General features: G+C 44.0%; 15 protein-coding genes. 10 read left to right on the plus strand and 5 right to left on the minus strand.

Annotated features, from left to right (window positions below; translation table 11 throughout):
- Positions 1 to 37 precede the first annotated feature (37 nt).
- Positions 38 to 1,111: a LysM peptidoglycan-binding domain-containing protein gene (locus ACYX4M_RS07000; RefSeq protein ID WP_476082430.1), complete on the minus strand. Its 1,074-nt coding sequence runs from the start codon at positions 1,109 to 1,111 to the stop codon at positions 38 to 40.
- A gap of 216 nt (positions 1,112 to 1,327) precedes the next feature.
- Between ACYX4M_RS07000 and def the strand changes: the two genes are divergently transcribed.
- The 4 genes from def (at position 1,328) to trkA (ending at position 5,561) form a co-directional block, all read left to right on the plus strand.
- Positions 1,328 to 1,837, plus strand: a complete 510-nt coding sequence (gene def, locus ACYX4M_RS07005; RefSeq protein WP_476082431.1) for a peptide deformylase — start codon at positions 1,328 to 1,330, stop codon at positions 1,835 to 1,837.
- A gap of 8 nt (positions 1,838 to 1,845) precedes the next feature.
- On the plus strand, positions 1,846 to 2,796 hold the full coding sequence (fmt, locus tag ACYX4M_RS07010; RefSeq protein WP_476082432.1) for a methionyl-tRNA formyltransferase: 951 nt from the start codon (positions 1,846 to 1,848) through the stop codon (positions 2,794 to 2,796).
- 2 nt (positions 2,797 to 2,798) lie between these two features.
- Positions 2,799 to 4,118 (plus strand): 16S rRNA (cytosine(967)-C(5))-methyltransferase RsmB, encoded by a 1,320-nt coding sequence (gene rsmB, locus ACYX4M_RS07015; protein WP_476082433.1) that lies wholly within the window; start codon positions 2,799 to 2,801, stop codon positions 4,116 to 4,118.
- A gap of 63 nt (positions 4,119 to 4,181) precedes the next feature.
- Complete coding sequence (gene trkA / locus ACYX4M_RS07020) at positions 4,182 to 5,561, plus strand: Trk system potassium transporter TrkA (RefSeq protein WP_476082434.1); 1,380 nt, start codon at positions 4,182 to 4,184, stop codon at positions 5,559 to 5,561.
- Between the two features lie 145 nt (positions 5,562 to 5,706).
- Here trkA and ACYX4M_RS07025 read toward each other — a convergent pair whose 3' ends face one another.
- A complete protein-coding gene (locus ACYX4M_RS07025; RefSeq protein ID WP_474803290.1) occupies positions 5,707 to 7,158 on the minus strand; it encodes a TrkH family potassium uptake protein in 1,452 nt (483 codons plus the stop codon).
- Between the two features lie 254 nt (positions 7,159 to 7,412).
- On the minus strand, positions 7,413 to 8,066 hold the full coding sequence (gene elbB / locus ACYX4M_RS07030; protein ID WP_476082435.1) for an isoprenoid biosynthesis glyoxalase ElbB: 654 nt from the start codon (positions 8,064 to 8,066) through the stop codon (positions 7,413 to 7,415).
- Between the two features lie 421 nt (positions 8,067 to 8,487).
- On the opposite strand from elbB, the gene polA reads away from it, so the two are divergent.
- Positions 8,488 to 11,277, plus strand: a complete 2,790-nt coding sequence (gene polA, locus ACYX4M_RS07035; RefSeq protein WP_476082436.1) for a DNA polymerase I — start codon at positions 8,488 to 8,490, stop codon at positions 11,275 to 11,277.
- A 414-nt stretch (positions 11,278 to 11,691) separates the two neighbouring features.
- Here the strand turns inward: polA and yihA are convergent, their stop codons facing one another.
- Positions 11,692 to 12,327: a ribosome biogenesis GTP-binding protein YihA/YsxC gene (gene yihA / locus ACYX4M_RS07040; protein WP_476082437.1), complete on the minus strand. Its 636-nt coding sequence runs from the start codon at positions 12,325 to 12,327 to the stop codon at positions 11,692 to 11,694.
- A gap of 174 nt (positions 12,328 to 12,501) precedes the next feature.
- Between yihA and ACYX4M_RS07045 the strand changes: the two genes are divergently transcribed.
- The 4 genes from ACYX4M_RS07045 (at position 12,502) to ACYX4M_RS07060 (ending at position 15,236) form a co-directional block, all read left to right on the plus strand.
- Positions 12,502 to 13,125: a c-type cytochrome gene (locus ACYX4M_RS07045; RefSeq protein ID WP_179981871.1), complete on the plus strand. Its 624-nt coding sequence runs from the start codon at positions 12,502 to 12,504 to the stop codon at positions 13,123 to 13,125.
- A 354-nt stretch (positions 13,126 to 13,479) separates the two neighbouring features.
- Positions 13,480 to 14,127, plus strand: coding sequence for a class I SAM-dependent methyltransferase (locus ACYX4M_RS07050; protein ID WP_476082438.1), 648 nt, complete (start codon positions 13,480 to 13,482; stop codon positions 14,125 to 14,127).
- Between the two features lie 125 nt (positions 14,128 to 14,252).
- Complete coding sequence (gene yihI, locus ACYX4M_RS07055; protein ID WP_474828884.1) at positions 14,253 to 14,756, plus strand: Der GTPase-activating protein YihI; 504 nt, start codon at positions 14,253 to 14,255, stop codon at positions 14,754 to 14,756.
- 18 nt (positions 14,757 to 14,774) lie between these two features.
- Positions 14,775 to 15,236 (plus strand): DUF2489 domain-containing protein, encoded by a 462-nt coding sequence (locus tag ACYX4M_RS07060; RefSeq protein ID WP_476082439.1) that lies wholly within the window; start codon positions 14,775 to 14,777, stop codon positions 15,234 to 15,236.
- A gap of 119 nt (positions 15,237 to 15,355) precedes the next feature.
- On the opposite strand, the gene ACYX4M_RS07065 is transcribed toward ACYX4M_RS07060, so the two are convergent.
- Positions 15,356 to 15,964, minus strand: coding sequence for a DNA-3-methyladenine glycosylase I (locus tag ACYX4M_RS07065; RefSeq protein ID WP_476082440.1), 609 nt, complete (start codon positions 15,962 to 15,964; stop codon positions 15,356 to 15,358).
- A gap of 146 nt (positions 15,965 to 16,110) precedes the next feature.
- On the opposite strand from ACYX4M_RS07065, the gene glyQ reads away from it, so the two are divergent.
- A complete protein-coding gene (gene glyQ, locus ACYX4M_RS07070) occupies positions 16,111 to 17,016 on the plus strand; it encodes a glycine--tRNA ligase subunit alpha (protein ID WP_014947716.1) in 906 nt (301 codons plus the stop codon).
- Positions 17,017 to 17,018: the final 2 nt, after the last annotated feature.

Below are 17,018 nucleotides of genomic sequence, written 5' to 3' on the forward strand. Positions count from 1 at the left end.
GTCGCTCCTTTGTGAGCGACAATGAAACCTACAGCGTCTAAGGCTTAGCGACAATAAAGCCGCGCTTAATTCCTTTATTCGCTCGTGTTATTAATCCATAGCTTGCCGCATCGAATGTTTTAAAAACAATCATCTCACCTACTTTGAGTGCGGGCTGTGCTACCGTATCGATAAACCACTCACCACCGTTTTTAGCACCGGGTTCATCAACGTAACGCGGGCTATCTTCATCAATAATGGCTGGGCCTTGAGCATACAGCCCCAATACTGTGCCTGGTGCTACATCCATTGCACCAAGGTCAACAATGACAACGTCATATTTGCCAAGTAAGTCGTGATCATGCAAATCACCCACGACCGCTCCTCGTTGTGAGGTAGCAGGCGTAAGCTCGAAACCTTCTGGATGAGTAAAGCCACCGGCCATCAATTTGTCACCACGTTTTGCTTCTTGATTGGCGTCATCAATAAACAGCAGCATGGTATCGTCTGCCTGGTCTTTCTCTACCAACGAAGCATTGGATATATGAGTGACCTGAATGCCCAGCGTTTCTCCATCTAGGTTTTTGATAGTAGCGTGTTTTCTAATCACTCTGTACTGGTCGTTAGTACTGAATTGTTGCTGGCTAAGCACAAAGTCATCTGAAGCAAACCTTACATTTCCGTCTTGGTTACCTAGGAGTCGAGGTAAGACTGAATAGTCGTCTTCGTCTAGCAACATATGCTGTCTAACAAAAGGAGATATAGTAGTCCAAGACAAGACGTCAACAGGTTTTGGCTTTATTCGCTTATCAGTAGACGGTGACAGGTTGTAGGCTAGCTTGTCGCGCTTCACGCTTAAGACGGGCTGACCATCAATATAACCTACGACGATGACGTCGCCGGGATAGATAAGATGAGGGTTGTCGATTTGCGTATTCGTTCGCCACAGCTCTGGCCATAGCCAAGGCTCATTTAGAAAAATACTCGCAATTTCCCATAGGGTGTCGCCACGCTTCACCGTATAGGTTTCAGGCGCAGTGTCTTTTAATTGAAGCGCGAACGCAGGCAAAGACAAAAGCACTCCAAGAATAAATATTGCTGCACGACGCGCGCGTATTAATCGCTTTTTCAAATTGACCACCTGCAAATTATTCACTGTCATTTATTGTTGATTTTTCAGACAATAGCACTATATCGGCAGAACTACGTATTCTTATAGAGTTTAGGCAAAAAACTGCACGAAACCACCCGATATACGTTAGAATAGTAACTTAATAAGCACTGTAAAGCGTGCTGGCAATTAGATCGTATATGAATTTATACAGCGAAAAGGTGAAGTAAGCGAGAAATGGCAATTTTAGACGTATTAAGTTTTCCTGATGAACGTCTTCGCACGGTAGCTAAACCCGTAGAAGAGGTTAACGACGAAATTAAACAATTGGTATCGGACATGTTCGAAACCATGAAAGACGAGAACGGCATTGGCCTTGCTGCAACGCAGGTTAACCGCCACGTTCAAGTTGTTGTAATGGACGTATCGGAAGATCAAAACGAGCCACGCGTATTTATAAACCCTGAAATCGTTCGTAAAGATGGCTCCACGATTAGCGAAGAAGGCTGTTTATCAGTTCCTGGTAACTACGCCAAAGTTGAACGAGCTGAAGCAATAACGGTTAAAGCTTTAGACGAAAACGGTGACACTTTTGAATTGGATGCTGAAGGCCTGCTGGCTATCTGTATCCAACACGAACTCGATCATTTAAAAGGTAAGCTTTTTATCGATTACCTATCGCCACTTAAGCGCCAGCGTATTCGTAAAAAGCTTGAGAAAGAAGCGCGTCTTGCTGCAAAAGCCTAGGGAATAACGTGACAACTTCATTAAAAGTGATTTTTGCCGGTACTCCGGATTTTGCAGCTAAACATCTGTCGACGTTGCTTGATAGTGAGCACGAGGTTATTGCTGTTTACACTCAGCCAGATAGACCCGCCGGACGAGGTAAGAAACTCACGGCCAGTCCAGTTAAAGTGCTAGCTGAGGAAAATGCCATTCCCGTTTATCAGCCTCAATCGTTAAAAGCGCCAGAAGCACAAAAAGAGTTAGCCTTGCTAAATGCCGATTTAATGGTGGTGGTTGCTTATGGCCTAATATTACCTACTGCTGTGCTTAATGCACCAAAGCTAGGTTGTATTAATGTCCACGGCTCTATTTTACCAAAGTGGCGCGGCGCAGCTCCCATACAGCGCGCTATATGGGCGGGTGATGCTGAAACAGGCGTAACCATAATGCAGATGGATGAAGGTTTAGATACTGGCGATATGCTGCACATCGCCACATTACCTATTACACCTGAAGACACCAGCGCCACTTTGTATGAAAAGCTTGCAGAACTGGGGCCACAAGCGTTAGTTGAAGTCGTCGATAACTTTGAAAGCTACACGCCCACCAAACAAGAAGATTCTCAAGCCACCTACGCACAAAAGCTTTCTAAAGAAGAAGCGCTTATCAATTGGGCTGACGATGCCGCACAAATAGAACGAAACATTCGCGCCTTCAACCCTTGGCCGGTAGCGTGGATGAAGGTAGAAGATCAAAACGTGAAGGTGTGGTCAGCTAACGTTGTAACATTAGATAAAGAGGTTAAGCCAGGTACGATAGTCAGTGCGAATAAAGAAGGCATAACCGTAGCAACAGGGCGCGATGCACTTTGCATCACAACACTTCAAATTCCAGGTAAAAAGGCGCTTCCAGCGTCAGAAGTTATCAATGCTCGCCAAACATGGTTTGAAGTGGGTCGTTGTCTGACACAAGCGGACTAAACGTGAAACCATTCCCCCTTCCCAAACAAAAAAACCTGCGCGCAGATTGTGCGTGGGTTATTTATCAAATTTTAGAGCAAGGCAAGTCATCGCGTGAATGCTTAGAGCGCGTTCAGCGCAGGCACAACGCCAAAGATAACGCATGGATTCAAGAGATGTCATTAGGGGTGATGCGTCGCCTTCCCCTTTTACAGCATTGGCTGCGCTCTTTGCTAGATAGACCCTTAAAGGGAAATAAAAAGGTTATTGAACACCTTATACTTCTTGGTTTATACCAGCTTAACTTTTCACGTGTTAGCAACCACGCTGCAGTAGGTGAAACCGTTGCTGCAGCGTCTTATTTAAATGCAGCAGCGCTTAAAGGCTTGGTGAATGCGGTATTACGCAATTTTCAGCGAGAGAACCTTGCCGACGAAAACGTAGACGATGCCATTATAAACAGCGGGTTACCCAAGTGGCTGTTTAAGGCAATAGAAAACGCCTATGGCGCCGATGCCGACCAAGTACGTAGTGAAACTAACGCTATGGCTCCCATCTGGCTTCGTGTAAATAAGCTGCAAACAACATTGGCAGCATTTACCAAGGCGCTTGATAGTGCTGGCGTAGAATATACCCTTAGCGACAATCACGCAGATGCAGTAATTCTAACTAAGCGTGAAGACATTACTGCCCTACCTGGCTTTGATAAAGGACACTTTGCAGTACAAGACGGTGCAGCGCAGTTAGCCGCACACTACTTACAGCCACAAGCAAATGAGCGTATTTTAGATTGTTGCGCCGCACCAGGCGGAAAAACAGGGCATATTGTTGAATGCGCGCCGGATACTGAGTACGTGTTGGCACTTGATGCCGATGCTACACGCCTAAAACGCGTTGAAGAAAACATGACGCGTCTTAAGCACGACGTGGATATTAAGCAAGGTGATGCAGCTAATCCAGAAACTTGGTGGGACGGAAAGCCCTTCGATAGGATATTACTAGACGCCCCCTGCTCTGCTACTGGCGTTATACGCCGTCACCCAGATATTCGCTGGCTTCGAAAATCCAATGACATCGACAATTTAGCGCAGCTACAACGCAGCATATTAGATACGCTGTGGGGCCTATTAAAGCCAGGCGGCACCTTGCTTTATGCAACCTGCTCTATTTTACCAAAAGAGAACATGGCGCAAATACAGCAGTTTCTAGCCGACACGCCAAATGCCAAGTTATCGCCTGTAGTGAAAACAGAAACCACAGATAAACCTGGACGTCAGATAACACCTGGGGAACAACAAATGGATGGTTTCTATTATGCGAGGCTGGTAAAGTCGGCAGACTGAGTTTAATAGTTGTGCAGGTTACATAGTTATGGCCTGCACAGATATGAAGGCAAAATAATAACGATGAAGATCATCATTTTAGGGGCCGGACAGGTTGGCGGAACTCTTGCTGAAAACCTAGTAGGCGAAAATAACGAAATTACCGTTATTGACTCTGACCCCACTATTCTGCGCGCGCTGCAAGATCGCCTTGATTTGCAAGTTGTTACGGGTGTGGGTTCACACCCAGATGTATTGCGCAAAGCCGGTGCGGAAGATGCTGATATGCTCATAGCCGTAACCAATAGTGATGAAAGCAACATGCTAGCTTGTCAGGTTGCCTACAGCCTATTCAAGACGCCCACCAAAATTGCCCGCGTACGCTCAGAACAATACATTATTTATCAAGAGCAGCTATATAAGCAGCAAGACATCCCCGTTGATCACATTATTGCCCCTGAACAATTGGTAACTAAGGCCATTAAGCGTCTAATAGATTACCCCGGCGCACTTCAAGTGGTTGAGTTTGCTGACGGTAAAGCCAGCCTTGTAGCAGTAAAAGCGTATTACGGTGGCTTGTTAGTAGGCCACGCGTTATCTGCGCTTAAAGATCACATGCCTAACGTTGAAACCCGGGTTGCAGCCATTTACCGTCGCGGCCGCCCTATTCGTCCACTGGGAACAACGGTTATAGAAGCAGATGACGAAGTATTCTTTATTGCCGCCACTAAGCACATTCGTGCAGTAATGAGTGAGCTTCAAAAGCTCGAATCTAGCTATAAGCGAATTATGATAGCCGGCGGTGGTTTAATTGGCGCAGGGTTAGCGAAAAAGCTTGAGCACAATCATAACGTTAAGCTTATTGAATACAGCCCAGAGCGGGCAAAGTATCTATCTGCCAACTTAGATAAAACCATTGTCTTTAGTGGGGACGCGTCTGATCCTGAATTGCTTAGCGAAGAAAATATAGAGCAGGTCGATGCCTTTATTGCGGTTACTAACGACGATGAAGCGAATATTATGTCGGCCATGCTGGCAAAGCGAATGGGCGCGCAAAAAGCCATGGTGCTTATTCAGCGAAGTGCTTACGTAGATCTCGTCCAAGGTGGCGAGATAGACATTGCGTTTTCACCGCAACAAGCCACGATTTCGGCATTGCTTACGCACGTGCGCCGTGGTGACATTGTTAACGTTTACTCATTACGTCGTGGCGCAGCAGAGGCTATCGAAGCCATAGCCCATGGCGATGAAAACACATCTAAAGTGGTTGGCAGACAAATTGGCGACATCAAGCTACCACCAGGTACGACTATAGGTGCTATCGTTCGCGACGAACAGGTGATTATTGCTCATAGTGATACCAAGATAGAAGCGAACGATCATGTCATTTTGTTTTTGGTAGATAAGAAGTACATCAATGATGTAGAAAAGCTGTTCCAGCCCAGTGCATTCTTCTTTGGCTAGCTACCCCTCTTAATTAAGGCTTCGCAAATATATCCGAGCACAGTGATTCGAATATAGACTTATAAAACAAAGGGCGATAATAATTATCGCCCTTTGTTTTTTTAGCTTGTTTTAAACGATTAGGCAAAGCCATTAGTTCGAGATATTAGCTTCGCCAGAACGTTGGCGAGAAGAGTACCAGTAATGAGAAGACTTCTAGTCGACCAAATACCATCCCCGTTACTAGGATCCATTTGCCGGCATCAGTTACATCGGCATAGTTTGCCGCCACACTGCCAAGGCCCGGGCCTAAGTTATTTAGCATGGCCGCCGTTGCAGTAAAAGCACTTAGATTATCTAAACCTGTAGCAATTAGGCCTATCATTATTACCACAAATACCACGGCGTAAGCCGAGAAAAATCCCCATACAGCTTCTACCACTCTGTCAGGCATAGCACGGTCGCCAAACTTAACACTGTACACGGCTTTAGGGTGGATAAGTCTGTCTACTTCACGCTTGCCTTGTAAAAACAATAAGCACACACGTACTACCTTTAAGCCGCCACCTGTGGAGCTGGCGCAACCGCCTATGAAGCTAGAAAAAATAAGCATTATGGGTAAAAACGTAGGCCATACAGAAAAGTCAGTAGTGGCGAATCCGGCCGTTGTGCTAATGGACACCGCCTGAATCATAGCCTGATCCAGGGCTTGCTCTGCTGAGCTATAGTAGCCTGATAGAGTGAGTACTAGAAAGCAAATACCAATTAGCGACGCTTGAATAATAAAGAAAGCTTTGAATTCAGGATCTTTAAAGTAGCCTTTTACTGAGCGTGAGCTTACCGCCGCATAGTGCAGCGAGAAATTCAGCGCAGCAATAAGCAAAAAGACTGTACAAACCACGTTTACCATAGGGCTGTTGAAGTACCCTAAGCTCGCATCATGGTTAGAAAACCCACCAATGGCTACTGTTGAGAATGCATGGCAAATAGCGTCGAATACATTCATACCTGAAAGCCAATATGCACCGGCGCATGCAATGGTGATAGTTAGGTAGATATACCATAGATGCTTTGCCGTATCGGCGATACGCGGCGTCATCTTGTTATCTTTAACCGGGCCAGGCGTTTCTGCTCGATAGAGCTGCATGCCCCCAACACCAAGAATAGGAAGTATGGCAACGGCAAGTACAATGATACCCATACCGCCTAACCACTGAAGCTGCTGGCGGTAAAACTGCACTGAATGTGGAAGAAAGTCTATCCCTTCAATCACCGTAGCACCTGTAGTAGTCAGGCCAGAAAACGATTCAAAAAAAGCATCGGTAACTGTCATGCTAGGTTGCTCAAGTAAGATAAGCGGTATTGCACCCACGCTTGCCAGTACAGACCAAAATAGCGCGACTATCAAAAACCCTTCTCGCGCCCTTAAGTCATTTTTTTGCTGACGATTGGGGTACCACAAGGCCATACCGCCAATAACACAGAAAATAAAGGCAAGAGTGAAAGGAAGGCCGCTGCCATCTTGATAAATCAACGACACAATAGCTGGTGGGATCATGGTTACGCTAAATAGCGCTATTAATAACCCAAGTATTCGTATGATGGCACGGTAGTGCATTGTTTGTTATGCCTTTATTCTTATAGCGCGCATAAGGGCGGAAGCGCCCTGTTTTTTTATGTTTTTTTAAACTAACTACAAAAAACAAACTTATCTACCTTAAATAAGGAAGGTAAAGTTCTGTGTGTTTCGTATTGGGTTTTGATTATAGGACTATAATGAGTAGGGGGAAACCTTTGTCTCCCCACAACGTTAAGCAAATCACATGGGATTGAGCTAACTTTTCGGTGATAGAAAAGCCAACACCACGCTTTCTATTTCATGGCTAACACAGTCTTTACCATTTTGCTAATACTCACATTTGCCTCACTAACGCTTTGGGCCAGCATATAAGCAGGTGTGGTTACCAGCTTTGCATCATTATCCACGACAACTTCATCTACCGGGCACTCTACATGAGTGGCACCTAATGCATTCAAGCCGCTAGCTGTAGATTCATCATCACCAATAGTCATCTTGGTCTTGTTACCATACACTTTAGCGGCTAACGCTGGTGCGATACAGGCATAAGCTGCAGGTTTTTTAGCTTGTGCAAATGCCTTACAGACTGATAATACCTCTTCGTTAAAGGTACATTTATCACCGTCTACAGCAAAGGAGCACAAGTTTTTCGCCGCACCGAAGCCGCCGGGCAATATAAGTGTATCAAACGCATTAACGTCACAATCAGTGACGGGCTTTATATTGCCACGGGCGATACGGGCTGATTCTACCAGTACGTTTCTGGTTTCACCTTCCGCGACTTCACCGGTTAAGTGATTGACCACGTGAAGTTGTTCTACATCAGGCGCGAAACATTGATAAGACGCCCCTTCTTGCTCAATGGCTAGCAGCGTTAATACCGCCTCATGTAATTCTGCCCCGTCGAACACACCACTACCACTTAAAATAACGGCTACCTGTTTCATATTGTCCTCCTAGACGTTATGCCATCTACTTATTCAAAATTTGGCTATTAAACACACAAGTGTACAAAAAAAGTTCTTATAAATACGTGTATACAATGTTAACGGTTATGCTACATTACTTGACCAACTTGGTTAAACCAAAAATAAACGTACACCAAGTTATCCACATGAAATGGAATGATTAGTAGCAGGTACGCTGTTTTCACACCTTAGTCTCATTCCCTTATTTTTCTTGATTTAGAAGGTGATCTTTAACTTGACAAAGATCATCCGGATCACTGTGCCTGAAACTTTAGATCACAAAGTTATCCACAGGCGAAATGTGATCGACTGTCACGTTTAATCTTCTTTCATGATATGGCGATCTGACCTAGCCTGTGGCATCCTTGCGCTCATATTGTATATTGGAAAATCGCCCGCTATGCCAGATTCTAAAAAGCCTCCATTTATTCTTGTCGACGGATCGTCATATCTCTTTCGTGCCTTTCACGGTTTACCACCATTAACGAACTCAAAAGGCCAAGACACCGGCGCCATTTATGGTGTTGTAAACATGCTTAAAAGCTTGATCAAACAATACAACCCTACGCATATGGCGGTAATTTTTGATGCCAAAGGAAAAACGTTTCGCGACGACATCTATAAAGAGTATAAAGCGAATCGTCCACCTATGCCGGATGAGCTAAGAAGCCAGATCGAGCCACTACATACCATCATTAAGGCAATGGGCTTACCTGTTATTGTCGAGTCGGGCGTAGAAGCAGACGACGTTATAGGTACCTTAGCCAAACATGCTACAGAGAAAGGCATAGATACCCTCATCAGCACTGGCGACAAAGACATGGCGCAATTGGTTAATGAGCATGTCACCTTGATCAACACTATGACCAATCAGGTAATGGACGTTGAAGGCGTAAATACTAAGTTTGGTATACCTCCAGAACTCGTCATTGATTTTCTTGCACTAAAGGGTGACAAAGTAGATAACATACCCGGCGTACCTGGTGTAGGCGATAAAAGTGCTCAAGCCTTACTGAATGGTATTGGCGGTATAGACGATATTTATAAGAACCTGGATAAAATCGCCGATCTATCGTTTAGAGGTAGCAAGTCAATGGCGGCTAAGATGCAGGAATACGAGGAGCAAGCACGCCTTTCTTACACCTTGGCCACTATTAGCATCGATCTTGACTTAGACTATGATGTTGAAGCCTTGATGCCTTGCCAACCCGATAATGAACAACTTCGCGATCTATTTGCTGAGTATGAATTTAAACGCTGGCATACAGAAGTAAGTGCGCTTGTGGCGGGCGGTGATGCCTCGAATAGCCAAACATCTAGCAGTGAAGATAGCAGCAGTGCACAAGAAAGTGAACAAAGTACATCGGTAGATATCGACAAATCGAAATACGAAACCGTACTTGATGAAGCGCGCTTTAACGCTTGGGTCGCTAAGCTTGAAAAAGCTGAGCTAATTGCCTTTGATACCGAAACTACTAGCCTTAACTACATGGATGCCGAATTAGTTGGCGTTTCATTTTGTATAGAAGCAGGTGAGGCAGCTTACGTACCTGTAGCCCATGATTACCCCGATGCGCCGGCACAGCTATCACGAGAGTTCGTATTAAACGCATTAAAACCTATTTTGGAATCAGACAAGATTATAAAAGTAGGCCAGCATATTAAGTACGATAGAAATGTACTAGCGAACTATGACATAACCTTAAATGGCATTGGCTTTGACACCATGCTTGAAAGCTATGTACTAAACAGCACCGCCCAGCGCCACGATATGGACTCGTTAGCTCTAGCTTATCTTGGTCATAAAACCATTCACTTTGAAGAAATTGCTGGCAAAGGTGCAAAACAGCTTACCTTTAACCAAATTGACCTAGAAGAAGCAGGCCCTTATGCAGGGGAAGATGCTGATATAACGCTTCGCTTACATAACGCTATTTGGACTAAGTTAAAAGATATTCCAGAACTTAAAAACTTGTTGATAGACGTTGAAGTTCCCCTTGCGTGCGTACTTTCTCGCATGGAACAAGAAGGCGTGCTGATTGACAGCCAGAGACTTAGCCAACAAAGCCAAGATCTTGCTAGTCGAATTGCCGAACTTGAAAGTGAAGTTCATGAGGAAGCGGGCGAGCCGTTTAACTTAGGCTCAACAAAACAGCTTCAGCATGTCTTATTTGAAAAAATGTCGCTGCCAATTATTAAGAAAACGCCAAAAGGAGCGCCCTCTACTTCTGAAGATGTACTGCAAGAACTCGCGCTTGAATATCCGTTGCCTAAAAAGATCATGGAATACCGCGGCTTAACTAAGCTAAAGAATACCTACACAGATAAACTTCCTAAAATGATCAATCATCGTACAGGTCGGGTGCATACGTCTTATCATCAAGCAGTAACGGCAACAGGGCGTCTTTCTTCAACCGATCCTAACTTACAAAATATTCCTATTCGCAATGAAGAAGGTCGTCGCGTACGACAGGCGTTTGTTCCTAGGAAAGGAAATAAGTTTGTCGCGGCTGACTATTCTCAAATTGAGCTGCGTATCATGGCCCACCTTTCTGGTGATAAAGGTCTACTCGATGCCTTTGCTCATGGCAAAGATATTCATAAAGCAACGGCATCTGAAGTATTCGGCGTACCACTTGATGAGGTAACCACGGAGCAGCGACGCAGCGCGAAAGCGATTAACTTCGGCTTAATTTACGGTATGAGTGCGTTTGGATTATCTAAGCAGCTTAATATTCCGCGTAATGAAGCTCAAAAATACATGGACCTTTATTTTGAGCGCTACCCTGGTGTGCTTGAATATATGGACTCTACTCGTGAGAGCGCCAAGGAAAAGGGTTATGTAGAAACTGTATTTGGTCGCAGGCTATACCTGCCTGATATTAAAGCCAGTAATGGCGCTCGTAGAAAAGGTGCAGAGCGCGCGGCTATCAATGCGCCAATGCAGGGAACAGCAGCAGACATTATTAAGATGGCCATGATTAAAGTGGATGACTGGATCAGAAAAAATGCATCTGACGATGTAACCATGATGATGCAAGTGCATGATGAACTGGTTTTCGAAATAAAAGAAGATAAGGTTGAGACCTATGTCTCTACTATTACTGCACTTATGGAAAGCGCAGCTACACTTAATGTACCACTGGTTGTTGAGGCCGGAGTGGGCGAAAACTGGGATGAAGCGCATTAGTTTGGTAATTAGATTACAGTTTTCACATTAAAAGACCGGTTGCTTTCATTGAATTTGGTAATTTAATTACATAACGCCCTTGCCTTTTCTGTGCTTTGTTGTAATATTACGCATGTAGGGTACAGAGGTGAGAAAGCTGTTTTCAAACCTTTGCTTTAACCCCGACAGTTTGTCGGGGTTTTTTTATGCCTGTAGAAAATAGATAACCTCTAAATATCAGGTACATAGAGATTGAATTAATTTTTCTTTCTATTTTTTCTGAACTTCTTTAATTCTTACTACTCTATATCTACGGTTTTTATGTGTTTTCTCTCAGTTTACGCCTCGCTCTATGCGGGGCGTTCTTTTTTCTAGCGACTCGAGCTTTCCCTTCAGATGCACTAACGTCAACACAAGTGAAATACGCCGTTTACGTTATTGGACTACACCATCAGATGTATCTTCATCGGCCGGTTTATCTAACCCGAACCATGAATCTAAGATACGCTCAAGTTCTGGTAAACCATGTTTATTTAATGACGAAAAGGTTTGTACCGTTACATCACCCATAAATGCCATAGCAGCTTCACGGGCCATTAACAGTTGTGCTTTACGCTTTCCGCTTTTAAGCTTATCGGCTTTAGTAAGAAGCGCGAGTACTGGGATGTCTGACGCCACAGCCCAATGAATAAGGTCTTGGTCTAAATCTTTAAAAGGATGACGAATATCCATTAGTACCACTAGACCTTTAAGCGACTTGCGCTTTTGAAGGTATTCTCCTAGTGACGCTTGCCATTTCTTTTTCATTGCAACCGGCACTTTTGCAAAACCGTACCCCGGCAAATCGACAAGACGCAAACTTTCCTCTAGTTCAAATACATTGATTAATTGAGTACGACCTGGTGTTTTACTGGTTCTCGCCAAGTTCCTTTGACGGGTTAATGTGTTAAGCGCACTCGATTTACCCGCATTCGAGCGCCCCGCAAACGCAACTTCAATACCGCTATCATTTTTTAAGTGACGAATGTCAGGTGCACTCGTAAAGAATTTTGCTTTGGTGTAATACGACATCTAGACTTACCTCCACATGCGTCTCAACCTTCGGTTTACAGTTTTTTAATGAATAAACCAGCTAAAAACCATAGTTTTATCATGGAATAGGTTTTTCTGACGCGTTAAATGTGTAAAATACGCATGATATCACGTATATCACGCGAGCCGTTGGATCCATTTAAGAGATTTATTATGAAAAAACTGTGTTTGTTGGTGTGTATGTCTTTAGGTTTGAGCGCAACTGCTATGGCAGAAGGCGACGCCGAGGCAGGTAAAGCGAAATCTGCAGTATGTGCAGCCTGTCATGGCCCTGATGGCAACAGCATGATTGACATGAACCCGAAACTTGCTGGCCAGCATGAGAAGTACATTGTTAAGCAATTAACCGAATTTAAACTTGCCTCTCAAACGGGTGGCGAAGAAGGTCGTAATAATGCCGTGATGAACGGCATGGCTGCTCCCCTATCAGAGCAAGACATGAAAGACCTAGCTGCTTATTTTTCAAGCCAAGAGCCTAAAGCGGGCGAAACGCCTGAGCAATATGTTGAAGCTGGACGTGCACTCTATCAAGGTGGTGACGAGTCACGTGGCGTAACGGCATGTATCGCTTGCCATGGACCGAAAGGCAACGGTATGGCACTAGCAGGCTTCCCTGACATCAGCGGGCAGCACGCAACTTACACTGCATCTCAGCTAAAAGCTTTCCGTTCTGGTCAACGTCACAATGACATGAATGGCATGATGCGCGATATTGCGATGAAATTAACCGATGAAGATATCGAAATTTTATCTAACTATATCGCAGGCTTACACTAAGCCTTACCGTTTTCACACACTGTTGTTAAAATTTTGTTACCATAAAAGTTGTATTTTAAAATTATTCGTGTAATCTAACGGCGTAGTTTGTAGGTGCCTTTGAAAAGCTACAAACTAAATAACAAGAATAATAATAAAAATGCAGCATGGAAGACGGGATAAAGAGCCACGAGGGCCAAAAACAACAATACAGCTCTGCTAACAATAAAAATAAGGGGAGCACAGCTAGGGAAGCCAGCTACACATAGATGTGTATAACGGGAGAGGTGTCGTCTGACACTCATACAATGTAAGGTGATGGTGAAAGCCATCACCTTTTTCTTTTCTTAGTCCCTTTGTAAATATCCACCTTTTATGTTCTGTCCTTTATGTCAAAGCACTAATACATCGACTCACTACCACACTGACAAAAAGCGAGAATACCTGCAGTGTTGTGAATGCGACCTAGTTTATGTATCTCCTAAATACCTGCCCTCAAAAGAGATAGAAAAGCAGGAATATGACCTTCACGAAAACAACTTTGAAGATGAAGGATATCGAAAGTTTTTAGGAAAGGTTTTAACGCCACTTTCACCTTTTATAAAAGCGACTAACGCAGAAGAGCTATCCGGATTAGACTTTGGCTGCGGTCCCGCGCCTGTCTTGGCAAGTATGCTTTTAGAAGAAGGGGTGAATATGTGTACCTTCGACCCTTTTTATTCCCCGTCCTTAAAGGTACTTGAGAGAAGTTACGACATTGTAACCTGTACAGAAGCTATCGAACACTTCCACACACCGCACGTGGAATGGGCACTGTTTAACAAACTAGTTGCGCCTGGTGGAGTTCTTGCCATCATGACAAAGCGCGTACTCGATAAGGCTCGCTTTGCAAATTGGCATTATAAAAACGACATTACACATGTAAGCTTTTTCAGCGAAAAAACTTTTCATTACCTAGCACAAAAAGACGGCTATGATGTAAGTTTTCCAGCAAATGACGTTGTGCTATTGAAGAAGCACTAAAATAGATTATCTATCACTACCTTTATGCGCATTGATTTTTAACCGCACACCCAAAGATCAATACGCAGACACTAATTCGCGCTATAATAGCGCTGTTTTTTCACTCTCTTTGTTATTTGGAAATTATGGCACGTTCAAAGAAATCACGTAAAGTCGGTCAAATCGGCGTTCGTAAAGACCCTGACTTTAAACCTAGCGAAAACCGTAAATCAGATTCGCCTCGCCCTAAAAAGCACAAGGGTAAGCCTGCAGGTAGTCGTCACAATGTTGAACAGAAAAAAGTAACTGGCAAAAAGAGTGCTGAGAACAAAGATCCTCGTCACGGCAGTAAGAAGCCTGTTCAGCTTGTGAAAACGGTAACACCAACCCCTGCTCAAAAGAAAAAGTACGCTACTCCAGCCCAAGAGTTAGCAGCCTTAGAAGCAGACCAACGCTTAACAGATTTACTTGATAAGCTTGATGATGACAAGCCGCTTACTCGCGAGCAACAAGCATACGTAGATGAAAAAATGGCGCGCCATCGCATCCTTTGTGACCTGTTAGGTATAGTGGAAGACGATGATGAAGATGACGATATGGATCCGTTCAACGATTTAGACGCTATTAACATCGACGACTTTAAGCATTAATAGAAACAGGAAAACGTTATGCTTTGGGCAGTACTTTCAGGCATTGCGCTACTAATCATTGTTGGACTTGGCTTTTACGCAGGTAAGTTGCTGTTTATGCTAAAGCAGCAGAAAGCTCGACAGGAAGCAGCAAGGCAATCTCGCATTGCTAATATCACTGAAAGCATCATAGTGATTGCTAAAGCGATGGAGCAACAGCAGTGTGATTTATCAGAAGGTGTTATTCGCATCGTTAACTTGCTTAACGCCCTTCCTATTAATTCACCACCTGACTTTAAAGCGCAGTATCCGCAAGTTCATGCACTTTTCACCGAGGTCAGTGGCTTTGCTATTTTAGAAGCAAGACAGCAACTTCCTAAGAATGAGCGAAGAAAGCAGGATATTGCCCGAGAACAAATTGAGTCTGAATACGAGTCTAAAGTACTGGATGAATTAACGCCGCTTAAAGCCTACTGTGAAACTCTGATGAGCGCTCAATAAAAAGAAACGTTTTTTTCAAAACAAAAGCTTAAGCGTCAGGCATATATAAAAAAGATCGAACATCATTCGGTGCTCGGTCTTTTTTTCTTTCTATATTCGCATTTGTGTCGCTTTCCATATCACTTTATTGCCAAGTCACAGGTACGCTGATAGCAGTGACACCCTACTTCGTGATCATTAACCATTCCCACTGCTTGCATGAAAGCGTAGCAAATTGTTTCACCAACAAAATTAAATCCCTGCTTTTTCAATGCTTTGGACATTGCTTTCGATGCGTCCGTAGAGGTGGGGGCTTGCTTAAAGTCGTCCCATGCATTTATCACAGTACGTCCGCCTGTAAATTGCCAAATAAACTCGCTAAATGGCTGTGTTTCCTCTATAGCCAGGTACCCTTTAGCGTTTTTTATAACAGACTCTATTTTAAGTTTGTTTCTGATTATACCGCTGTTCTGCATTAGCCTCTCCACATCAGCGGGGCCCATCATCGCGATTTTCTCAGGGTTAAACTGATGAAATGCCCGCTCAAAATTCTGTTGTTTTTTAAGGATAGTTAACCAAGATAAGCCTGCTTGTTGACCATCTAGGCATAATTTAGCAAACAGCGCTCGACTATTTAGTTCAGGCACACCCCATTCATTGTCATGATAAGCCAAATAAACAGGGTCGTTGCTCACCCAACCGCAACGGTGTAATGGCGTGTTCTGTTCTGTTTTTATATGATTGGACATGGCTAAAGATTAAATCCTTGTTGTGAAGTGGCATATTGCCTGTATTCGTGACGTTTTTTCACCCTTTACACCTACATACTATGCCTCACAAATTGTATACTATCCCACCTTAATTTTAAGTCAGTTAACTAATAAGCAGCGGATGTATGCAGAAATACGATATTAAGACCTTTCAAGGGTTGATCCTTGCGCTTCAAGATTATTGGGCGCGTCAGGGCTGCGTTATTATTCAGCCTCTGGATATGGAAGTGGGTGCAGGTACTTTTCACCCGATGACGTTCCTACGTTCTTTAGGTCCAGAGCCAATGAGTAGCGCCTATGTTCAACCATGCCGTAGACCCACCGACGGTCGTTACGGTGAGAACCCAAATCGCTTACAGCACTACTATCAATTCCAAGTAATGCTTAAGCCTTCACCTGACAATATTCAGGAGTTGTACTTGGGCTCTTTAAAAGAGTTAGGCTTTGATCCGCTGGTTCACGACATTCGTTTCGTAGAAGACAACTGGGAATCACCAACGCTTGGTGCGTGGGGTCTAGGTTGGGAAGTATGGTTAAACGGCATGGAAGTGACTCAGTTCACTTACTTCCAACAGGTAGGCGGCCTTGAATGTAAGCCTGTTACTGGTGAGATTACTTACGGCTTAGAGCGACTGGCTATGTACGTTCAAGGTGTAGATAGTATCTATGACCTTGTTTGGACTGATGGCCCAATGGGCAAAGTCACCTATGGTGATGTATTCCATCAAAACGAAGTGGAGCAGTCTACTTATAACTTTGAACACGCCAATGTTGAAGCGCTATTTAGAACCTTTGATGAGTGTGAAGCAGAAAGTAAGAAGCTTATCGAAAACAACCTTCCACTTCCTGCTTATGAGCAGGTCATGAAGGCCTCACACGCATTTAATTTGCTTGATGCACGTCATGCTATTTCAGTAACAGAACGCCAGCGCTATATTCTTCGCGTTCGTACGCTTGCCAAAGCGTGTGCAGAGAGCTATTACCAAGCACGTGAAGCATTAGGCTTCCCGCTATGTAACAAGGAGGCATAAGC

It is taken from the genome of Alteromonas sp. ABV4_150, from assembly GCF_056311745.1.

Excerpts from the sequence above, each read along its gene's own strand:
- def (WP_476082431.1), top strand. The coding sequence starts at position 1,328 with ATGGCAATTTTAGACGTATTAAGTTTTCCTGATGAACGTCTTCGCACG.
- trkA (WP_476082434.1), top strand. The coding sequence starts at position 4,182 with ATGAAGATCATCATTTTAGGGGCCGGACAGGTTGGCGGAACTCTTGCT.
- ACYX4M_RS07025 (WP_474803290.1), bottom strand. The coding sequence starts at position 7,158 with ATGCACTACCGTGCCATCATACGAATACTTGGGTTATTAATAGCGCTA.
- elbB (WP_476082435.1), bottom strand. The coding sequence starts at position 8,066 with ATGAAACAGGTAGCCGTTATTTTAAGTGGTAGTGGTGTGTTCGACGGG.
- polA (WP_476082436.1), top strand. The coding sequence starts at position 8,488 with ATGCCAGATTCTAAAAAGCCTCCATTTATTCTTGTCGACGGATCGTCA.
- yihA (WP_476082437.1), bottom strand. The coding sequence starts at position 12,327 with ATGTCGTATTACACCAAAGCAAAATTCTTTACGAGTGCACCTGACATT.
- ACYX4M_RS07045 (WP_179981871.1), top strand. The coding sequence starts at position 12,502 with ATGAAAAAACTGTGTTTGTTGGTGTGTATGTCTTTAGGTTTGAGCGCA.
- ACYX4M_RS07050 (WP_476082438.1), top strand. The coding sequence starts at position 13,480 with ATGTTCTGTCCTTTATGTCAAAGCACTAATACATCGACTCACTACCAC.
- yihI (WP_474828884.1), top strand. The coding sequence starts at position 14,253 with ATGGCACGTTCAAAGAAATCACGTAAAGTCGGTCAAATCGGCGTTCGT.
- ACYX4M_RS07060 (WP_476082439.1), top strand. The coding sequence starts at position 14,775 with ATGCTTTGGGCAGTACTTTCAGGCATTGCGCTACTAATCATTGTTGGA.
- ACYX4M_RS07065 (WP_476082440.1), bottom strand. The coding sequence starts at position 15,964 with ATGTCCAATCATATAAAAACAGAACAGAACACGCCATTACACCGTTGC.
- glyQ (WP_014947716.1), top strand. The coding sequence starts at position 16,111 with ATGCAGAAATACGATATTAAGACCTTTCAAGGGTTGATCCTTGCGCTT.